This window comes from Pedococcus sp. P3_C7, from assembly GCF_056402615.1.
In genome coordinates this window covers 77,862-92,700 of the sequence record NZ_JBFUHC010000006.1, presented here as the reverse complement: position 1 = coordinate 92,700, position 14,839 = coordinate 77,862, and the positions used below count along the sequence as shown (strand labels likewise).

At 70.6% G+C, this 14,839-nt stretch carries 16 protein-coding genes and 2 pseudogenes; 16 read left to right on the top strand and 2 right to left on the bottom strand.

Annotated features, from left to right (window positions below):
- Positions 1–30 precede the first annotated feature (30 nt).
- The 11 genes and pseudogenes from AC1DS4_RS08745 to trmD all read left to right on the top strand — a co-directional run bounded on the left by AC1DS4_RS08745 (position 31) and on the right by trmD (position 9,196).
- Positions 31–1,080, top strand: a complete 1,050-nt coding sequence (locus AC1DS4_RS08745; protein WP_477623360.1) for a sulfate ABC transporter substrate-binding protein — start codon at positions 31–33, stop codon at positions 1,078–1,080.
- Between the two features lie 3 nt (positions 1,081–1,083).
- Positions 1,084–1,980, top strand: a complete 897-nt coding sequence (gene cysT / locus AC1DS4_RS08740) for a sulfate ABC transporter permease subunit CysT (protein WP_477623361.1) — start codon at positions 1,084–1,086, stop codon at positions 1,978–1,980.
- Positions 1,977–2,783: a sulfate ABC transporter permease subunit CysW gene (gene cysW / locus AC1DS4_RS08735; RefSeq protein ID WP_477623362.1), complete on the top strand. Its 807-nt coding sequence runs from the start codon at positions 1,977–1,979 to the stop codon at positions 2,781–2,783. The genes cysT and cysW overlap by 4 nt, the downstream gene beginning before the upstream one ends.
- Positions 2,780–3,433, top strand: a pseudogene (locus AC1DS4_RS08730) (sulfate/molybdate ABC transporter ATP-binding protein); the annotation flags it as partial. The gene cysW and the pseudogene AC1DS4_RS08730, both read left to right, overlap by 4 nt.
- Before the next feature lie 30 nt (positions 3,434–3,463).
- The gene (locus AC1DS4_RS08725) at positions 3,464–3,790 is read left to right on the top strand and encodes a TOBE-like domain-containing protein (protein ID WP_477615610.1); all 327 of its coding nucleotides are present in this window, start codon (positions 3,464–3,466) and stop codon (positions 3,788–3,790) included.
- A 76-nt stretch (positions 3,791–3,866) separates the two neighbouring features.
- Positions 3,867–4,331 carry an RrF2 family transcriptional regulator gene (locus tag AC1DS4_RS08720; protein ID WP_477632712.1) on the top strand — a complete coding sequence of 155 codons (465 nt, stop codon included), beginning with the start codon at positions 3,867–3,869 and terminating at the stop codon, positions 4,329–4,331.
- Positions 4,331–5,887 (top strand): SDR family NAD(P)-dependent oxidoreductase, encoded by a 1,557-nt coding sequence (locus tag AC1DS4_RS08715; protein WP_477632711.1) that lies wholly within the window; start codon positions 4,331–4,333, stop codon positions 5,885–5,887. Before AC1DS4_RS08720 ends, AC1DS4_RS08715 begins: the two co-directional genes overlap by 1 nt.
- Positions 5,888–6,393: 506 nt before the next feature.
- A pseudogene (gene rpsP, locus AC1DS4_RS08710) lies at positions 6,394–6,936 on the top strand (30S ribosomal protein S16); the annotation flags it as partial.
- A 107-nt stretch (positions 6,937–7,043) separates the two neighbouring features.
- Complete coding sequence (locus AC1DS4_RS08705) at positions 7,044–7,286, top strand: RNA-binding protein (protein ID WP_140741550.1); 243 nt, start codon at positions 7,044–7,046, stop codon at positions 7,284–7,286.
- Positions 7,287–7,405: 119 nt separating this feature from the next.
- Positions 7,406–7,948 (top strand): ribosome maturation factor RimM, encoded by a 543-nt coding sequence (gene rimM, locus AC1DS4_RS08700; RefSeq protein WP_477615472.1) that lies wholly within the window; start codon positions 7,406–7,408, stop codon positions 7,946–7,948.
- Positions 7,949–7,963: 15 nt separating this feature from the next.
- Positions 7,964–9,196, top strand: coding sequence for a tRNA (guanosine(37)-N1)-methyltransferase TrmD (gene trmD / locus AC1DS4_RS08695; RefSeq protein ID WP_477632710.1), 1,233 nt, complete (start codon positions 7,964–7,966; stop codon positions 9,194–9,196).
- Here the strand turns inward: trmD and AC1DS4_RS08690 are convergent.
- Together AC1DS4_RS08690 and AC1DS4_RS08685 are read right to left on the bottom strand one after the other, a co-directional pair.
- Positions 9,180–9,980, bottom strand: coding sequence for a ceramidase domain-containing protein (locus AC1DS4_RS08690; RefSeq protein ID WP_477632709.1), 801 nt, complete (start codon positions 9,978–9,980; stop codon positions 9,180–9,182). The genes trmD and AC1DS4_RS08690 overlap by 17 nt on opposite strands.
- Positions 9,981–10,025: 45 nt before the next feature.
- Positions 10,026–10,784: an ABC transporter permease gene (locus AC1DS4_RS08685; RefSeq protein ID WP_477632708.1), complete on the bottom strand. Its 759-nt coding sequence runs from the start codon at positions 10,782–10,784 to the stop codon at positions 10,026–10,028.
- Between the two features lie 149 nt (positions 10,785–10,933).
- On the opposite strand from AC1DS4_RS08685, the gene AC1DS4_RS08680 reads away from it, so the two are divergent.
- From AC1DS4_RS08680 to lepB (AC1DS4_RS08660), 5 genes are all read left to right on the top strand, one after another.
- On the top strand, positions 10,934–12,004 hold the full coding sequence (locus AC1DS4_RS08680) for a LacI family DNA-binding transcriptional regulator (protein WP_477623369.1): 1,071 nt from the start codon (positions 10,934–10,936) through the stop codon (positions 12,002–12,004).
- 61 nt (positions 12,005–12,065) lie between these two features.
- Complete coding sequence (locus tag AC1DS4_RS08675) at positions 12,066–12,290, top strand: hypothetical protein (RefSeq protein ID WP_477632707.1); 225 nt, start codon at positions 12,066–12,068, stop codon at positions 12,288–12,290.
- 293 nt (positions 12,291–12,583) lie between these two features.
- Positions 12,584–12,943 (top strand): 50S ribosomal protein L19, encoded by a 360-nt coding sequence (gene rplS / locus AC1DS4_RS08670; RefSeq protein ID WP_477615466.1) that lies wholly within the window; start codon positions 12,584–12,586, stop codon positions 12,941–12,943.
- Positions 12,944–13,016: 73 nt separating this feature from the next.
- Positions 13,017–13,760 (top strand): signal peptidase I, encoded by a 744-nt coding sequence (gene lepB / locus AC1DS4_RS08665; RefSeq protein WP_477623371.1) that lies wholly within the window; start codon positions 13,017–13,019, stop codon positions 13,758–13,760.
- Entirely contained in the window at positions 13,757–14,779 is a 1,023-nt protein-coding gene (lepB, locus tag AC1DS4_RS08660; protein ID WP_477632706.1) for a signal peptidase I, read from the top strand. The genes lepB (AC1DS4_RS08665) and lepB (AC1DS4_RS08660) overlap by 4 nt, the downstream gene beginning before the upstream one ends.
- Positions 14,780–14,839 lie beyond the last annotated feature (60 nt).

The following is a 14,839-nucleotide window of genomic DNA, read 5'->3' as shown; positions in this document are numbered from 1 at the left end:
CCAACGCCTCACGGCAACCAAGGAGCTCCGATGAAGTCGACCCGCCGTCACCCCCGCCTCGCCCTGGCCGCCGCCGCGACCGTCGGCGCGATGGTGATGACCGCCTGTGGCGGCGGCGGAGCCAGCGACACGGTCGGTGCCGCCGCGGACGCCGAGAATGCCGCCGCCAAGACGGGCACGATCAACCTCTTCGCGTATGCCGTGCCGAAGGTCGGCTACGACAAGGTGATCCCCGCGTTCAACAAGACCGAGGCCGGCAAGGGCATTCAGTTCCAGCAGTCCTACGGCGCCTCGGGAGACCAGTCGCGCAAGGTGGCGGCAGGGGCGACGGCTGACTTCGTGAACTTCTCGGTCGAGCCGGACATCACCCGCCTCGTCGACGCGGGACTGGTCGCCAAGGACTGGAACGCCAACCAGTACAAGGGGATCCCGTTCGGCTCGGTCGTCACCATCGTCGTCCGCAAGGGCAACCCCAAGGGCATCAAGGACTGGGACGACCTGCTGAAGCCGGGCGTCGAGGTCGTCACCCCGAACCCGTTCAGCTCGGGCAGCGCCAAGTGGAACCTCCTGGCGCCGTATGCCGCGAAGAGCGACGGTGGAAAGGACCCCAAGGCGGGGCTCGCCTTCATCGAGCAGCTGGTGACGGATCACGTCAAGGTGCAGCCGAAGTCGGGGCGCGAGGCGACCGAGACGTTCCTGCAGGGCACCGGCGACGTGCTGCTGAGCTATGAGAACGAGGCCTTGTTCGCCGAGCGCAGCGGGGACCCGGTGGAGCACGTCACGCCGCCGACCACCTTCAAGATCGAGAACCCCACCGCCGTGCTGAGCAAGAGCCCCAACCTCGCCAAGGCCAAGGCGTTCAACGACTACCTCTTCACCCCAGAGGCCCAGAAGCTGTGGGCCCAGGCAGGCTTCCGCCCCGTCGACCCGGCAGTGGCCAAGGAGTTCGCGGCCGACTTCCCGGCGCCCCAGAAGCTCTGGACCATCGACGACCTGGGTGGCTGGAAGACGGTCGACGGCACGCTCTTCAAGAAGGAGACCGGCTCCATCGCCGTCATCTACGACAAGGCCACGTCGTAGGCCATGACCGCAACCACGCACAGCGCGCGCAGGGACGACATCTCGATCTCCGAGGTGGCGTCCCTGCCGCCGCGCGCAGACACCCCTCGTCGCCGGCTCCAGGGCGCCAGACCGCTCGCCCGCCCCCTCGGGATCGGCCTGGTGGGCCTGTGGCTGAGCGTTCTCGTCCTGCTCCCGCTCGCAGCCCTCACGGTCACCTCGCTCGGCGAAGGCGTCGGCGGCTTCTGGGATGCCGTCACCGCACCCGTCGCCCTGGCCTCACTGCGCGTGACCGTCCTGGTCGCCGCCGTCGTCGCGGTGGTCAACGCCGTGATGGGCACGCTCATCGCCTGGGTGCTGGTGCGCGACGACTTCCGGGGCAAGCGCGTCGTCAACGCCCTGATCGACCTGCCCTTCGCCCTGCCCACCATCGTCGCCAGCATCGTGCTGCTGTCGCTCTACGGGCCGAACAGCCCGATCCACGTCCACCTCAACGCCACCCAGCCCGGGCTGCTCGTCGCACTGGCCTTCGTGACGCTGCCGTTCGTCGTCCGGTCCGTCCAGCCGGTGCTCATCGAGGCCGACCGCGAGGTCGAGGAGGCCGCCGCCTCCCTCGGGGCGTCGAACTGGACGACCTTCCGACGGGTCGTGCTGCCGACCCTGGCTCCGGCCCTGATCAGCGGCACCGGACTGGCGTTCGCCCGGGCGATCGGGGAGTACGGCTCGGTGGTGCTCATCGGCGGGAACATCCCACGCGAGACCCAGGTCGCCTCGCAGTACATCCAGCAGCAGATCGAGATCGACCGGCCGCTGAACGCCGCGGCGGTGTCGGTGGCGCTGCTGGTGATCGCCTTCGCCACCTTGTTCGTGCTGCGGGTGTTCGCCGGCCGCAGCCTGCGCCGGGAGGAGGAGGCCCAGTGAAGACCTCCACCACCGCCCGGATCGGCCTGCGCACCGTCGCGCTCGGCTACCTCGTGCTCCTGCTCGCCGTCCCGATCGTGCTCATCCTCGTGCGCACGTTCGGAGAGGGTGTGGGGGCGTTCCTCGAGTCGATCAGGACTCCCGCGGCGATCTCCGCGCTCAACCTGTCGCTGCTCATCGTGGCGATCGTCGTGCCCCTCAACGTCGTGTTCGGGGTGGGGACGGCGCTGGCCCTGGTGCGCGGACGGTTCCGTGGACGCGGCCTGGTCCAGGCCGTGGTGGACCTGCCGTTCGCGGTGTCGCCGATCGTCGTCGGCGTGTCGCTCATCCTGCTCTGGGGAGCCGACGGCTGGTTCGGTGGTCTCGAACGGCTCGGCTTCAAGGTCATCTTCGGGCTGCCGGGCATGGTCATCGCCACGCTGTTCGTCACCCTGCCGTTCGTGGTGCGCGAGGTGGAGCCGGTGCTCCACGAGATCGGCACCGAGCAGGAGCAAGCCGCCTCCACCCTCGGTGCCAGCACGTGGCAGACGTTCTGGCGGATCACCCTGCCGGCGATCCGCTGGGGGCTGACCTACGGCGTCGTCCTCACGATCGCCCGGGCGCTGGGAGAGTTCGGCGCCGTGATCATGGTCAGCTCCGGCTTCCCCGGGGTCTCCCAGACCCTGACCCTGCTCGTCCACTCCCGCTACATCGACGACCACAACACCTACGGCGCCTACGCCGCCGCCACCCTGCTCATGGGCCTGGCCGTGCTGACGTTGCTCGGCATGACCGCGCTCGACCGCAAGAGGAGAACCACATGATCACCGTCCTTGGCGCCCGCAAGCACTACGGGGACTTCGCCGCCCTCGACGACGTGACCCTGGACATCCCCGCGGGCTCACTGACTGCCCTGCTGGGGCCGAGCGGGTCCGGCAAGTCGACGCTGCTGCGCTCGATCGCCGGTCTGGAGCAGCTCGACGGCGGACGCATCGTCATCGGCGGACGGGACGTGACCGGGGTGTCCCCGCAGAAGCGCGGCATCGGGTTCGTGTTCCAGCACTACGCCGCGTTCAAGCACATGACGGTGCGCGACAACGTGGCCTTCGGCCTGACCATCCGCAAGCGGCCCAAGGCCGAGATCGCGCGCAAGGTCGACGACCTGCTCGAGATCGTCGGGCTCGACGGGTTCCAGCACCGCTACCCCGCCCAGCTGTCGGGTGGGCAGCGCCAGCGGATGGCGCTCGCCAGGGCGCTCGCGGTCGACCCGGAGGTGCTGCTGCTCGACGAACCCTTCGGTGCCCTCGACGCCAAGGTGCGCGCGGACCTGCGCCAGTGGCTGCGCAGGCTGCACGACGAGGTCCACGTCACCACCGTCCTGGTCACGCACGACCAGGAGGAGGCCCTCGACGTGGCCGACCGGATCGCCGTGCTCAACAAGGGCCGCATCGAGCAGGTCGGCGACCCCGTGACCCTCTATGACCGACCGGCCAACGACTTCGTCATGTCGTTCCTCGGCTCGGTGGCCCGGCTCGGTGGACAGCTGGTACGTCCGCACGACATCGCCCTCGACCGCAGCCGGGAGCGCGCCCAGGCCCAGGACGCCCGCGTCGGCGGCTCGCCGGGCGTCGTCGAGGCTGTCGTCGAACGCGTCGTGCGTCTCGGTTTCGAGGTACGGGTCGACCTGCGCACCGACGCGGGTGTGCGCTTCGCGGCGCAGGTCACGCGCGCGGAGGCCGATGCCCTGCGGCTCGTCGAGGGTGAGACGGTCTTCGCCCGGGCGACCACGCGGCCCGACGCAGCGGAGGTCGAGCCCGCGCTCGCCATCTGAGCGGCGCAACACGCTTTGGTATGCCGCGCGCAGGGTCCGCTGCGTCCGTCGCCCGCCCGTGCGACACAATGCGCGGGTGGACATCTCGGCACGCACTGAGTACGCGGTCCGGGCCATGCTCATCCTCGCCGAGGCGGCGACGATGTCGGCCGGTCCGGTGAGCGTCGAGACCTTGTCGTACCGGCAGACCCTGCCGCGCAAGTTCCTCGAGGCCATCGTCGCCGACCTCAAGACGGCTGACCTGGTCAAGAGCACGAGGGGCGCTCGCGGCGGCTACTCCCTCGCCCGCGAACCCCGGGACATCTCCCTCGGTGACGTGTTCCGTGCCGTGGACGGACCACTCGCGGAGGTGAGGGGGCTGCGGCCGCACGAGACGGCATACGAAGGGGTCGCCGAGCACCTGCCCACGGTGTGGGTCGCCCTGCGGGCGAGCCTGCGATCGGTGCTGGACGAGACCAGCCTTGCTGCCGTCCTCTCCGGAAACCTGCCCGAGCGGGTGGGTGCCCTCGCCGCCGACCCCGACGCCTGGCGCAGCCGCTGATGGCGCACGACCAGGCAGACCGGGCGGCGGCGGACATCACGCCCGCTGTCCCGTTGGACGTCGGGCCGGGAATCGACCCGGACGACCTCGCGACAGCGCTGCGCGTGCTGGAGGAGCTGGCCGAGCTCGATGGTGACCACCCCGACATCCAGACCGTCAAGCGAGCCACCGGCCGGATGTACAAGCGGGTGCGCAAGGCCCGTCGTCGCGAGGCGAAGCAGCCCCAGGTCGACCACGACGAGGCGATCCTCGCCCAGACCGCCACCGGGTCCCCGATGCGGATCGACGACGAGACCAAGGGCATCCCACTCGTGTCGACGACCCGGGGCGCACACGCCGGCGAGCTCCTCAAGCCGCGCAACTGCTACATCTGCAAGGCGGAGTACACCCTGGTCGACGCCTTCTACCACTGGCTCTGCCCCGACTGCGCCGCCCTCAGCCACTCCAAGCGCGAGCAGCGCACCGACCTGACCGGCAAGCGAGCCCTGCTCACCGGCGGCCGCGCCAAGATCGGGATGTACATCGCGCTCCTGCTGCTGCGGGACGGCGTCCACCTCACGATCACCACGCGGTTTCCGCACGATGCGGCGAGACGCTTTGCTGCGCAAGAGGATTCGCACCTGTGGATCCACCGGCTCAAGGTCGTCGGCATCGACCTGCGCGACCCCACCCAGGTCGTCGCCCTCGCTGACGAGGTCGCCGCCGCGGGCCCCCTCGACATCCTCATCAACAACGCGGCCCAGACGGTGCGCCGCACGCCGGGCGCCTACTCCCACCTCGTCGAAGGCGAGTCGGTCCCACTCCCTGGGGACATCGCCCTGCCCGAGCTGGTCACCTTCGACAGGATCAGCGAGGCGCACCCCGCCAACCTGCTGGGCACCCTGCGCGAGCACAAGGTGGCCCACCACGAGGGGGAGTCCGAGCGAGAGGCGGCGCAGGCGCTCGCCCAGCGCTCGGCCGCCTCGATGACGTCGATGGCGCTGTCCGCCGGTCACGCCAGCCTGGAGGCGCACCTCGCGGGGACGGCGGTCGACGCGGGCGGGTTGCTGCCCGACACCCAGGTCAACAACTCCTGGACGCAGAAGGTCGAGGAGGTCGACCCGCTCGAGCTCCTCGAGGTGCAGCTGTGCAACGCGACCGCGCCGTTCATCCTCGTCTCGCGGCTCCGGCCGTCGATGCGGGCGGCGGTGGCGGCCGGTGCCAGGCGCGCCTACGTCGTGAACGTGTCGGCCATGGAGGGCCAGTTCTCCCGCCGCTACAAGGGGGCCGGTCACCCGCACACCAACATGGCCAAGGCGGCCTTGAACATGCTGACCCGCACGAGCGCGGGGGAGATGTTCGAGACCGACCGGATCCTGATGACCGCGGTCGACACGGGCTGGATCACCGACGAGCGTCCGCACCACGAGAAGCTGCGGATCGCCGCCGAGGGCTGGCACGCCCCGCTGGACCTCGTCGACGGGGCCGCCCGCGTCTACGACCCGATCGTTCGGGGCGAAGCCGGTGAGGACGTCTACGGCTGCTTCGTCAAGGACTTCGAACCCAGCCCCTGGTGACAGCCCGGTCAGGGGAGAGGCGACTTGTTGCCGGCTGCTGGTCACGGGGCACCCCGATCGGGGTCCGGTGACCACCGGAGAGCACCAAGTCGTCGGGAGGGGCGACTTGTTGCCGGCTGCTGGTCACGGAGCACCCGGATCGGGGGTCTGGTGACCACCGGAGAGCACCAAGTGGCCGGGAGTGGCGACTTGGTGCCGGCTGCTGGTCACGGAGCACCCGGATCGGGGATCTGGTGACCACCGGAGAGCACCAAGTCGGGAGCGGCGCAGGCAGGTGAGCAGGCGGCATACCCTCGCGTGTCGCCTGGACCCGTTGGCCGGCGGGGTCGCCGTGGTCGGGAGCACTGTGAGGGTCTGGCAGAATGGTGGGCTGTACCCGTCCAGGCACGGGCTCGGTCTCGCACCGGAGCCTCCTGGCTGGAACGCCTACACCGAGTTCCGGTACCCCGCGTGAATCCTGCGCGGTCTCGCCGTGCTCACAACCAGAAACAGGAGACACCACCACCGTGGCCGTCAAGATTCGTCTGAAGCGCATGGGCAAGATCCATGCTCCGTTCTACCGCGTCGTCGTCATGGACTCGCGCGCCAAGCGCGATGGCCGGGCCATCGAGGAGATCGGCAAGTACCACCCCACCGAGGAGCCCTCGGTCATCGACATCAGCTCGGACCGTGCGCAGTACTGGCTGGGCCAGGGCGCGCAGCCGACCGAGGCCGTCGCCGCGCTGCTCAAGATCACCGGTGACTGGCAGAAGTACAAGGGCGAGCCCGGCACCGAGGGCACCCTGCGTGTCAAGGCTGCCAAGCCGTCCAAGAAGGAGCTGTACGACGCGGCCATCGCCGCGGCGGGCAAGTCCGAGGCCGGCGCCGACGGGGCCACCACCCCGAAGAAGAAGGCCACCAAGAAGGCCGACGAGGCTCCTGCCGAGACCGCCAAGGCCGACGACAAGGTCGAGGACAAGCCCGCCAAGGCCGACGACAAGCCCGCCAAGGCTGAGAAGGCCGACGAGGCCAAGGTCGAGGCCCCGGCCGCAGAGGTCGCCGTCGAGGAGCCCAAGGCTGCTGACGAGGYTCCCAAGGCTGACGACGCGAAGGCTGAGACCGAGGAGGCCCCCGTGGCCGCCGACGCCGACGCCGACGCCGCGGACAAGGCCTGACCGTGCTGGAAGAGGCGCTCGAGCACCTCGTCAAGGGCATCGTCGACCACAAGGACGAGGTGGCCGTGCGACGCAAGGAGCTCCGCCGTGGTGAGGTGCTCGAGGTCCGGGTCCACCCCGAAGACCTCGGTCGCGTGATCGGTCGCTCCGGTCGCACCGCGAGCGCCCTGCGCACCGTCATGGGTGCGCTGGCCGGCGGCCAGAACGTCCGCGTCGACATCGTCGACACCGACCGCGTGCGCTGAGGCTCCGCCGACAGCAGACGCAGTGACGAAGGGCCACCGGGCTTCCCGGTGGCCCTTCGTCGTGCCGGCCCGCAACCCCTTCGTCGTGCCAGCCCACCAACCCCTGAGAGGATCAACCCATGCCTGCCGACTCCAGACTCCTCGTCGCCCGCATCGGCAAGCCGCACGGCCTGCATGGTGAGGTGACGGTCCAGACGCACACCGACGACCCCGAGGTCAGGTACGTCCCCGGCGTGGCCTACGAGACCGAGGCCGTCGCGGGCTCGGGGGTTCCGAGGTCGTTGACGCTGCGCTCGGCCCGCCTGCACCAGAAGACCTGGCTGCTGGCCTTCGAGGAGATCCCCGACCGCACCGGGGCCGAGTCGCTGCGCGGCACCCGCCTGTTCATCGACGCCGAGGCCGCCGTGGCGCAGGACGAGGATGACGCCTGGTACGAGGACGAGCTCGTGGGCCTGGCCGCCGTCGACCCCCACGGCAGCGTCCTCGGCGAGGTCGCCGGACTGCGCACGGGGGCGGTCCAGGACCAGCTCGTGCTGCGACTGACCGGTGGGGCCGAGGCGCTGGTCCCGTTCGTCGAGGCCATCGTGCCCGAGGTGGACGTCGAGGGCGGCCGCGTCGTCGTGGACGCCCCGCCGGGACTGCTCGAGCTCAATGCCGAGTGACGGCCCGGTGACCCCGTGATCATCGATGTCGTCTCCATCTTTCCGGAGTACCTCGCGCCGCTCGACCTCTCGCTGATCGGGAAGGCGCGTCGCGACGGCCTGCTCGACCTGAGGGTGCACGACCTGCGCGAGTACGCCCACGACCGGCACCGCAGCGTCGACGACACGCCGTACGGCGGTGGGGCGGGCATGGTGATGAAGCCGCAGCCGTGGGCCGAGGCGCTCGACCACGTGGTCGCCTCAGCCGACGGCGGCACGCGTCCGCGTCTGGTCGTCCCCGGTCCGGGAGGTATGCCGTTCACGCAGGCCCTGGCGCGCGAGCTCGCCGAGGAGCCGTGGCTGGCCTTCGCCTGCGGCCGCTACGAGGGCATCGACGAACGCGTCTACGAGTACGCGGCGCAGGACCTGGGCCTCGAGGTGTCGGTGATCTCGCTCGGCGACTACGTCCTCAACGGGGGAGAGGTCGCGGTGCTGGCCATGGTCGAGGCCGTCGCCCGCCTGTTGCCGGGTGTCATCGGCAACGCCGAGTCACTGGTCGAGGAGTCCCACGAGGACGGCCTGCTCGAGTACCCCGTCTACACCAAGCCCGCGTCCTGGGAGTCCGCTCCGGGCGTCACCCGCGACGTACCCCCGGTCCTTCTCTCGGGTGACCACGGCGCCATCGCCGCGTGGCGGCACCAGCAGCGGCTCGATCGCACCGCGGCCCGCCGCCCCGACCTGTTGCACATGTCCCAGACGGTGCACCGGACCGGCACCGGACAGGCAGGGCAGGAAGGGCTTGAAGGGCTGGAGGTCGCCGTCGCCACTGCGGCGGATGCCCCGGAGCTGATGACGCTGGGCCGCGCCTGTTGGCTCAGCGAGGCGCGAGCCAACGACTCGCTCAGCATCCCGCCACTCGTCGAGACCCTGCCAGAGGTCGTGGCCGGCATCGCCGAGTGGCGCACCTGGACCGTTCGCGCCGGCGGGCGCCTGGTCGGGTCGGTGCGCGGCCGCACGGCTCCGACCGAACGAACCCTGTGGCAGATCGGCCGGCTGATGGTGGCGCCCGACCTTCAGGGCCGCGGACTGGGGCGTGCCCTGCTTGCCTTCGCCGAGGCGCAGGCGCCGGAGGGGACGGCGGCATACTGGCTCAACACCGGGAGCCGCAGCGACCGCAACCTTCGGATCTACCGCAAGGCGGGCTATCGCGTGCAACCGGGCGAGGGTGCCTTTCCCGGCACCGTCGACCTGGTCAAGCCGCGCCGCTGACCCGCTCACTGGCGTAGAGCCGGTACACCGCGTAGGCCGCCACCGCGCAGAGCAGGTGCCACGCGGCGTGCCCCTGCAGGAGCGAGTCCGGGTGGCAGAAAGCCGTGCCGTCCTTGGCGAGGTTCCAGATCCCGAAGGCCAGGGCCAGGGCGCCGGCCGACGCGAAGCCCCAGCGGATGTCCCGGTGCGTGCTGCCTCGACGCCAGAGGACCGCTTCGCCCGTGAGGGCCACCAGCAGGAAGGCCCCGAATGCAAGGTTGGCGGCGATGTCGACCACGGGGACGTGCCCAGGGATGCGTTCGACGAGCTCGCAGACGACCACGACGGCGACGAACAGGCCTGCGAAGAAACCGTCACCGCGGTGCAGGCAGCGGGTCACGGCGTACGACGAGGCGAACGCCGCCACGAGATACATGCTGAGCAGGTCCAGGTGGCCTCCGAGGGCGCTCTGGGTGGCATGCATCGCCGCGCTGCCCGGCCCGAGCAGGACGACCACCACGCCGAAGGCGCCCGCGAGGCGTGGGTTGGCCGCGATGGTCGTGCGGGCCGCCCCGGCCCGCCACGCGATGCCGAGGCCGGCGAGGACGAACCCGACGTTGCTGAGCGTGTTGGCGGGTTGCCGCACGATGCCGTCCCGGGCCGCCTCGCAGAACCGGTCACCGCGGCCGACGTCCGGGCCGAGCCAGCCGTGGACCGTCGCCAGTGCGAGCAGGGTGACCGAGACGACCGCCACGGCGGAGGCCAGCGCGAACGGCCGCAGGTCCCGCCGTTCGTCCGGTGGCATGCCGTGAGTATGCCGCCACCGACACCTGCAGGGATGCGGGTCGGCTCAGTCGACGAGGGCCGTGGCGAGGTCGGACGGGACGAGGCGACGGCTGGCGACGAGGCGCTCCGCTACCAGGACGGTCACCGTCTGGGCGGCCATGATCCCGAACAGCACCAGCACCTGCGCCGTGGCGGCCTGCACCGGCGTGCCGCCGCCGAGCATCACGCCGATGAACGCGCCGGGCAGCGTCACGACACCTGTCGTCTTCACCTGGTCGAGCCCCGGCAGCAGCGCCTCTGGCGCGCGGCGGTGGACGATCTCGAGGACGGCCTGGTGGGGGAGCAGCCCGAGCGACAGGCACGCTTCGTACTGGCTGTGCTCCTCGCGCAGGGCAGCGAAGGCGCGGCGGCCCACGAGGGTGTGCGCTGTCATGGCGTTGCCGACGATGATGCCGACGACAGGGATGAGTGCGATGCCCTCGGGCGGGATGGTTCCCGTGCCGAGGACCACCGCGACCACGGGCAGGACGCCGGCAGCCATGGCCAGCGCCGCCCACCTCCAGGCCCGCGGCGCCTCGACGCGCCGCGAGGTGGTCAGCACGCCCATCGCGAACATGACCCCGATCAGCGCGACCGACAGCGGAAGGCTGTCGACGACCGCGGCGATGAGCAGGGCGGCGACCCCGAGCTGGCCGATGGCCCGTACCGCCGCGACCAGCACCGGACGCTCGAGGTCGTAGCCCGCCACTCGGTGGGCCGCCAGCGCGATCGACAGGAGCAGCGCCAAGGCGATGGCGACGGGCCACCCGGGGTCGATGCTCACAGGCGCCACCGTATGCCGCGTGCTGGCGGTGGTGCGCGAGCGGGCCCCTCGCGAAAAGAGCTGCGCGAGTCGGGAATGTTTTCTGTATCGTTCTTCTTGAACGATTTAGTACATCGATACAGATCGCAGATTCAGGAGGGAGGCCAGCCATGGGAAATGTCACCTTGAAGTCCGTCGCAGAGGCTGCCGGCGTGTCTGTCTCCACCGTCTCCAACGCCTACAACAAGCCCGACCAGCTGTCGGCCGAGGTGCGCCAGCGGGTGCTCGAGACCGCGAAGGCGCTCGGGTATGCCGGTCCCAACCCGGCCGCACGGAGCCTGCGGTCCCAGCGGGCCAGGGCCATCGGTCTGGTGTTCACCGAGCGGCTCAGCTACGCGTTCTCGGATCCCTACTCGGTCGGAATGCTGGCGGGGCTGGCCGAGGTCGCCGAGCAGTTCCAGACCGGCCTGCTGCTGATCCCGCTGACGCCCTTCGACCCCGAGCGGCCGGAGGAGGTCGAGGCGAGCGCCGAGGCCATGCGGGCCGCGGTCATCGACGGGGTCCTGGCCTACTGCCTCGACATCGGCCACCCGGCCCGCGAGATCGCCGTCGAGCGGGGCCTGCGGATGGTCGCGACCGACGACAAGGACCCGCGGATGGACGGCTTGGTGCTGATCGACGAGCGGGGCGCGGCCCGCGAGGTCGGCGAGTACATCCGACGGCTGGGGCACCGGAACGTCGGCATCGTCGTCGACAGCAAGGTCGACTCCCACCAGGTCGTCGAGGTGGACGACGTGCAGCACCGCTCGATGTCCTTCTCGTGGGACCGCTACGACGGCTTCCGTGAGGGCCTGGGCCCGGACGTGAGCGTGCGCACCGTCGCACCTCCCGGCCACAACTCGGTCGAGGCCGGGCGGGCGGCCGGCGCCCACCTGCTCGACCGCCAGGACCGACCCACGGCGATCATCACCGTGAGCGACGTCCTCGCCCTCGGCGTGCTCGACGCGATGCGGCAGCGCGGCATCACCCCGGGTCGGGACCTGTCCCTCGTCGGTTTCGACGACGTGCCGGCGGCGGCCGACAACGGCCTCACGACCGTGCGGCAGCCCATTGCCGAACGAGGTCGGATCGCCGGCCGCATGCTCCTCGACCCCAACTACACCGAGCGCCGCATCGTGCTCCCCACCGAGCTCGTCGTGCGGTCCAGCACCGGACCTGCCACGACGCCACAGACGCGCTGACGGACCCGTCAGCGTCCACCGATAGCACCACCGCACCACACATCCCCGGAAGGAGAAGGACATGAGCGACTACATCGCCCTCACCATCAACAGCAACGCAGGCGCCGCCCTGGCCCGGTCGGCCCGCCCGGACGCCGCCGTCGTCGACGACGGCCTCGGAACCCGTCCGACTCGCGGGACCGTGCGCCGTTCGTTCGCGACCACGTTGCGCAGCACGGCGTCGGTCCAGCGTCGCTGGGCCGACCGGATCGACCCGGCCTGCCGTCCGGCGCACGCCAGCGCCTGACCGCACGCCCGCCCGCGGGCACCGAACCAGCCGGTGGGATGCCGCGTGGCCCAGCCACGCGGCATACCCACGTCCCGTGCTGGGCACTGCGCGCGGAGACGATTTCTGTCGCGGCCCTTGTGCGTGGCAGAATGGCTCCTCGCGCCCGCGTGACCAGCGACCCCTGCCACAGGGGGAGTGTCCGGGCAGTGTCCCGACCACGTGGTCGGTCACGCACCAGGCGCGCACCATCATCAGCAGCACCACCCAACACCCTGGGCGACCTGTGGCGCCGAGAAGAAAGCGAATCCGCCATGCAGCGTTTCGATGCGATCGACAAGGCATCCCTTCGTGACGACATCCCGGCCTTCCGCGCCGGCGACACGATCAACGTGCACGTCAAGGTCGTCGAGGGCACCCGCTCGCGCGTCCAGGTCTTCAAGGGCGTCGTGATCCGTCGCCACGGTGGTGGCATCGGCGAGACGTTCACCGTCCGCAAGGTCTCCTTCGGCGTCGGCGTGGAGCGCACCTTCCCGCTGCACACCCCGATCATCGACCACATCGAGCTCGTCACCCGCGGTGACGTCCGTCGCGCCAAGCTCTACTACCTGCGCGACCTGCGCGGCAAGGCTGCCAAGATCAAGGAGAAGCGCGAGACGGTCACCGCCAAGTAAGGCGGGAACCATCTCTCCCTCAGGTGTCCCGCCACGCGGCGGCACAGGCCCGAGGGTTAGGCTCCGGATGCAAATGAACCCCGGACCGGAATCACCCCAGCACGACCCGGCCGCCGCTCCAGTCGAGACTGATGCGGCGGTCGCGTCGGAACGCCCACGTGGCGGCCCGTCGTGGCTGCTCCTGGCGAGCGTCTCCCTGCTGGTGATGGTGCTGGTCCGGGGTTTCCTCGTGCAGTCGTTCTACGTCCCGTCGGGATCGATGGAGCCGACGATCGAGCCCGGCGACCGCATCCTGGTCAACAAGCTGGTCTCCGGCGGTTCGCTGCGGCGGGGGGACGTGGTCGTCTTCGACGGCACCACGAGCTTCGCCGTCGCCGAGCGCGAGCCCCACAAGGACGACGGTCTGATCGGACGGGCACTCGGCGGCGCGGCCTCCCTGGTGGGTCTCGACCTCGGTGAGCAGGACTTCGTCAAGAGGGTCATCGGGCTGCCCGGCGACCACGTCGTCTGTTGTGACGCCCAGCACCGGCTCACCGTCAACGCAGTGCCGCTGGCCGAGCCCTATCTCTTCTCGGGGGACCAGTCGAGCGACCTCACCTTCGACGTCACCGTGCCGGCTGGCCGGGTCTGGGTGATGGGCGACCACCGCAGCGACAGCGCCGACTCCCGCTCCCACCTCGGCGACCCGGGCGGCGGCACGGTGCGGCTGTCCGACGTGATCGGCCGCGCCAGTGCGACCTACTGGCCGCTGTCGCGCGTCGGTGGTTTCGACACCCCTGAGGCGTTGGCCGACATCCCCCGCGTCGGTGCCCCGTGAGTGGCGACGCGCGGGACGCGCGCCGCGGCGACGCGGGGTGGCTCGGTTACGAGGGAGAGTCCCCGCCATCGTCGGAGCCCGCCCAGGTCGACGGGGTCGACGCGGTCGATCCCGGCGCCGACGAGTCCGCCGAGCCCGAAGGACCGACGGCGGCATCGGCGTCTCGCAAGGGACGCCATGCCGACGATGCGCCGGTGGGCGGTCTGGCGGTGCTCGGTGCTGCCCTCAAGGAGTTCGCGATCGTCGTGGGGATGGCCCTGGTGCTGTCCTTCATCGTCAAGACCTGGCTGCTCCAGGCGTTCTACATCCCGTCAGGCTCCATGGAGGACACCCTCGTCCTCAACGACCGCGTCATCGTCAGCAAGCTGACGCCGGGACCCATCGACCTCGAACGCGGCGACATCGTCGTGTTCGCCGACCCGGGCCAGTGGCTCGACGCGACCACACCGGTCCAGCGCGGACCGCTGGCGACGATCGTCAGCGACACCCTGACCTTCGTCGGACTGCTGCCCGACAACGCCGAGAACCACCTCATCAAGCGTGTCATCGGGCTACCCGGTGACCATGTCGTCTGCTGTGACGAGGGCGGTCGGATCACCATCAACGGCACCGCCATCAAGGAGCCCTACCTCAAGCCGGGCGACGCGGCGAGCGAGCAGGACTTCGACATCACCGTGCCGAGGGGACGCGTCTGGGTGATGGGCGACCACCGCTCCAACTCCGCCGACTCGCGGGCTCACGACGCTCCCGAGAACAACGGCAGCGAGGGCTCGGTCGACGAGCGCCTCATCGTGGGCCGCGCAGTGGCGCTGGTCTGGCCGCTGGACCACCTGACCTGGCTGTCCAACCCCAAGGCCACCTTCGCCACCGTGCCCGCGCCCGCTACCAGCGGCAGCCGTGCGCCCACCGGCGATCCCCAGGGGGGTTCGACGACAGGCGGGTCCGACGGGGCGACCGACGGCCAGGGTGGTGGCGAGGTGGGAGGCACCGACACCGACGCCCCGACAGGAACGGGCTGACCGGTGGCCCAGGCGCAACCGGCGGGACGCAGCCGCAAACCCAACCTCCGGGTTGAACGC

Coding starts and splice junctions, on each gene's coding strand:
- AC1DS4_RS08745 (WP_477623360.1), top strand. CDS start 31: ATGAAGTCGACCCGCCGTCACCCCCGCCTCGCCCTGGCCGCCGCCGCG.
- cysT (WP_477623361.1), top strand. CDS start 1,084: ATGACCGCAACCACGCACAGCGCGCGCAGGGACGACATCTCGATCTCC.
- AC1DS4_RS08725 (WP_477615610.1), top strand. CDS start 3,464: ATGTCGTTCCTCGGCTCGGTGGCCCGGCTCGGTGGACAGCTGGTACGT.
- AC1DS4_RS08715 (WP_477632711.1), top strand. CDS start 4,331: ATGGCGCACGACCAGGCAGACCGGGCGGCGGCGGACATCACGCCCGCT.
- rimM (WP_477615472.1), top strand. CDS start 7,406: ATGCCTGCCGACTCCAGACTCCTCGTCGCCCGCATCGGCAAGCCGCAC.
- AC1DS4_RS08690 (WP_477632709.1), bottom strand. CDS start 9,980: ATGCCACCGGACGAACGGCGGGACCTGCGGCCGTTCGCGCTGGCCTCC.
- AC1DS4_RS08680 (WP_477623369.1), top strand. CDS start 10,934: ATGGGAAATGTCACCTTGAAGTCCGTCGCAGAGGCTGCCGGCGTGTCT.
- AC1DS4_RS08675 (WP_477632707.1), top strand. CDS start 12,066: ATGAGCGACTACATCGCCCTCACCATCAACAGCAACGCAGGCGCCGCC.
- rplS (WP_477615466.1), top strand. CDS start 12,584: ATGCAGCGTTTCGATGCGATCGACAAGGCATCCCTTCGTGACGACATC.
- lepB (WP_477623371.1), top strand. CDS start 13,017: ATGAACCCCGGACCGGAATCACCCCAGCACGACCCGGCCGCCGCTCCA.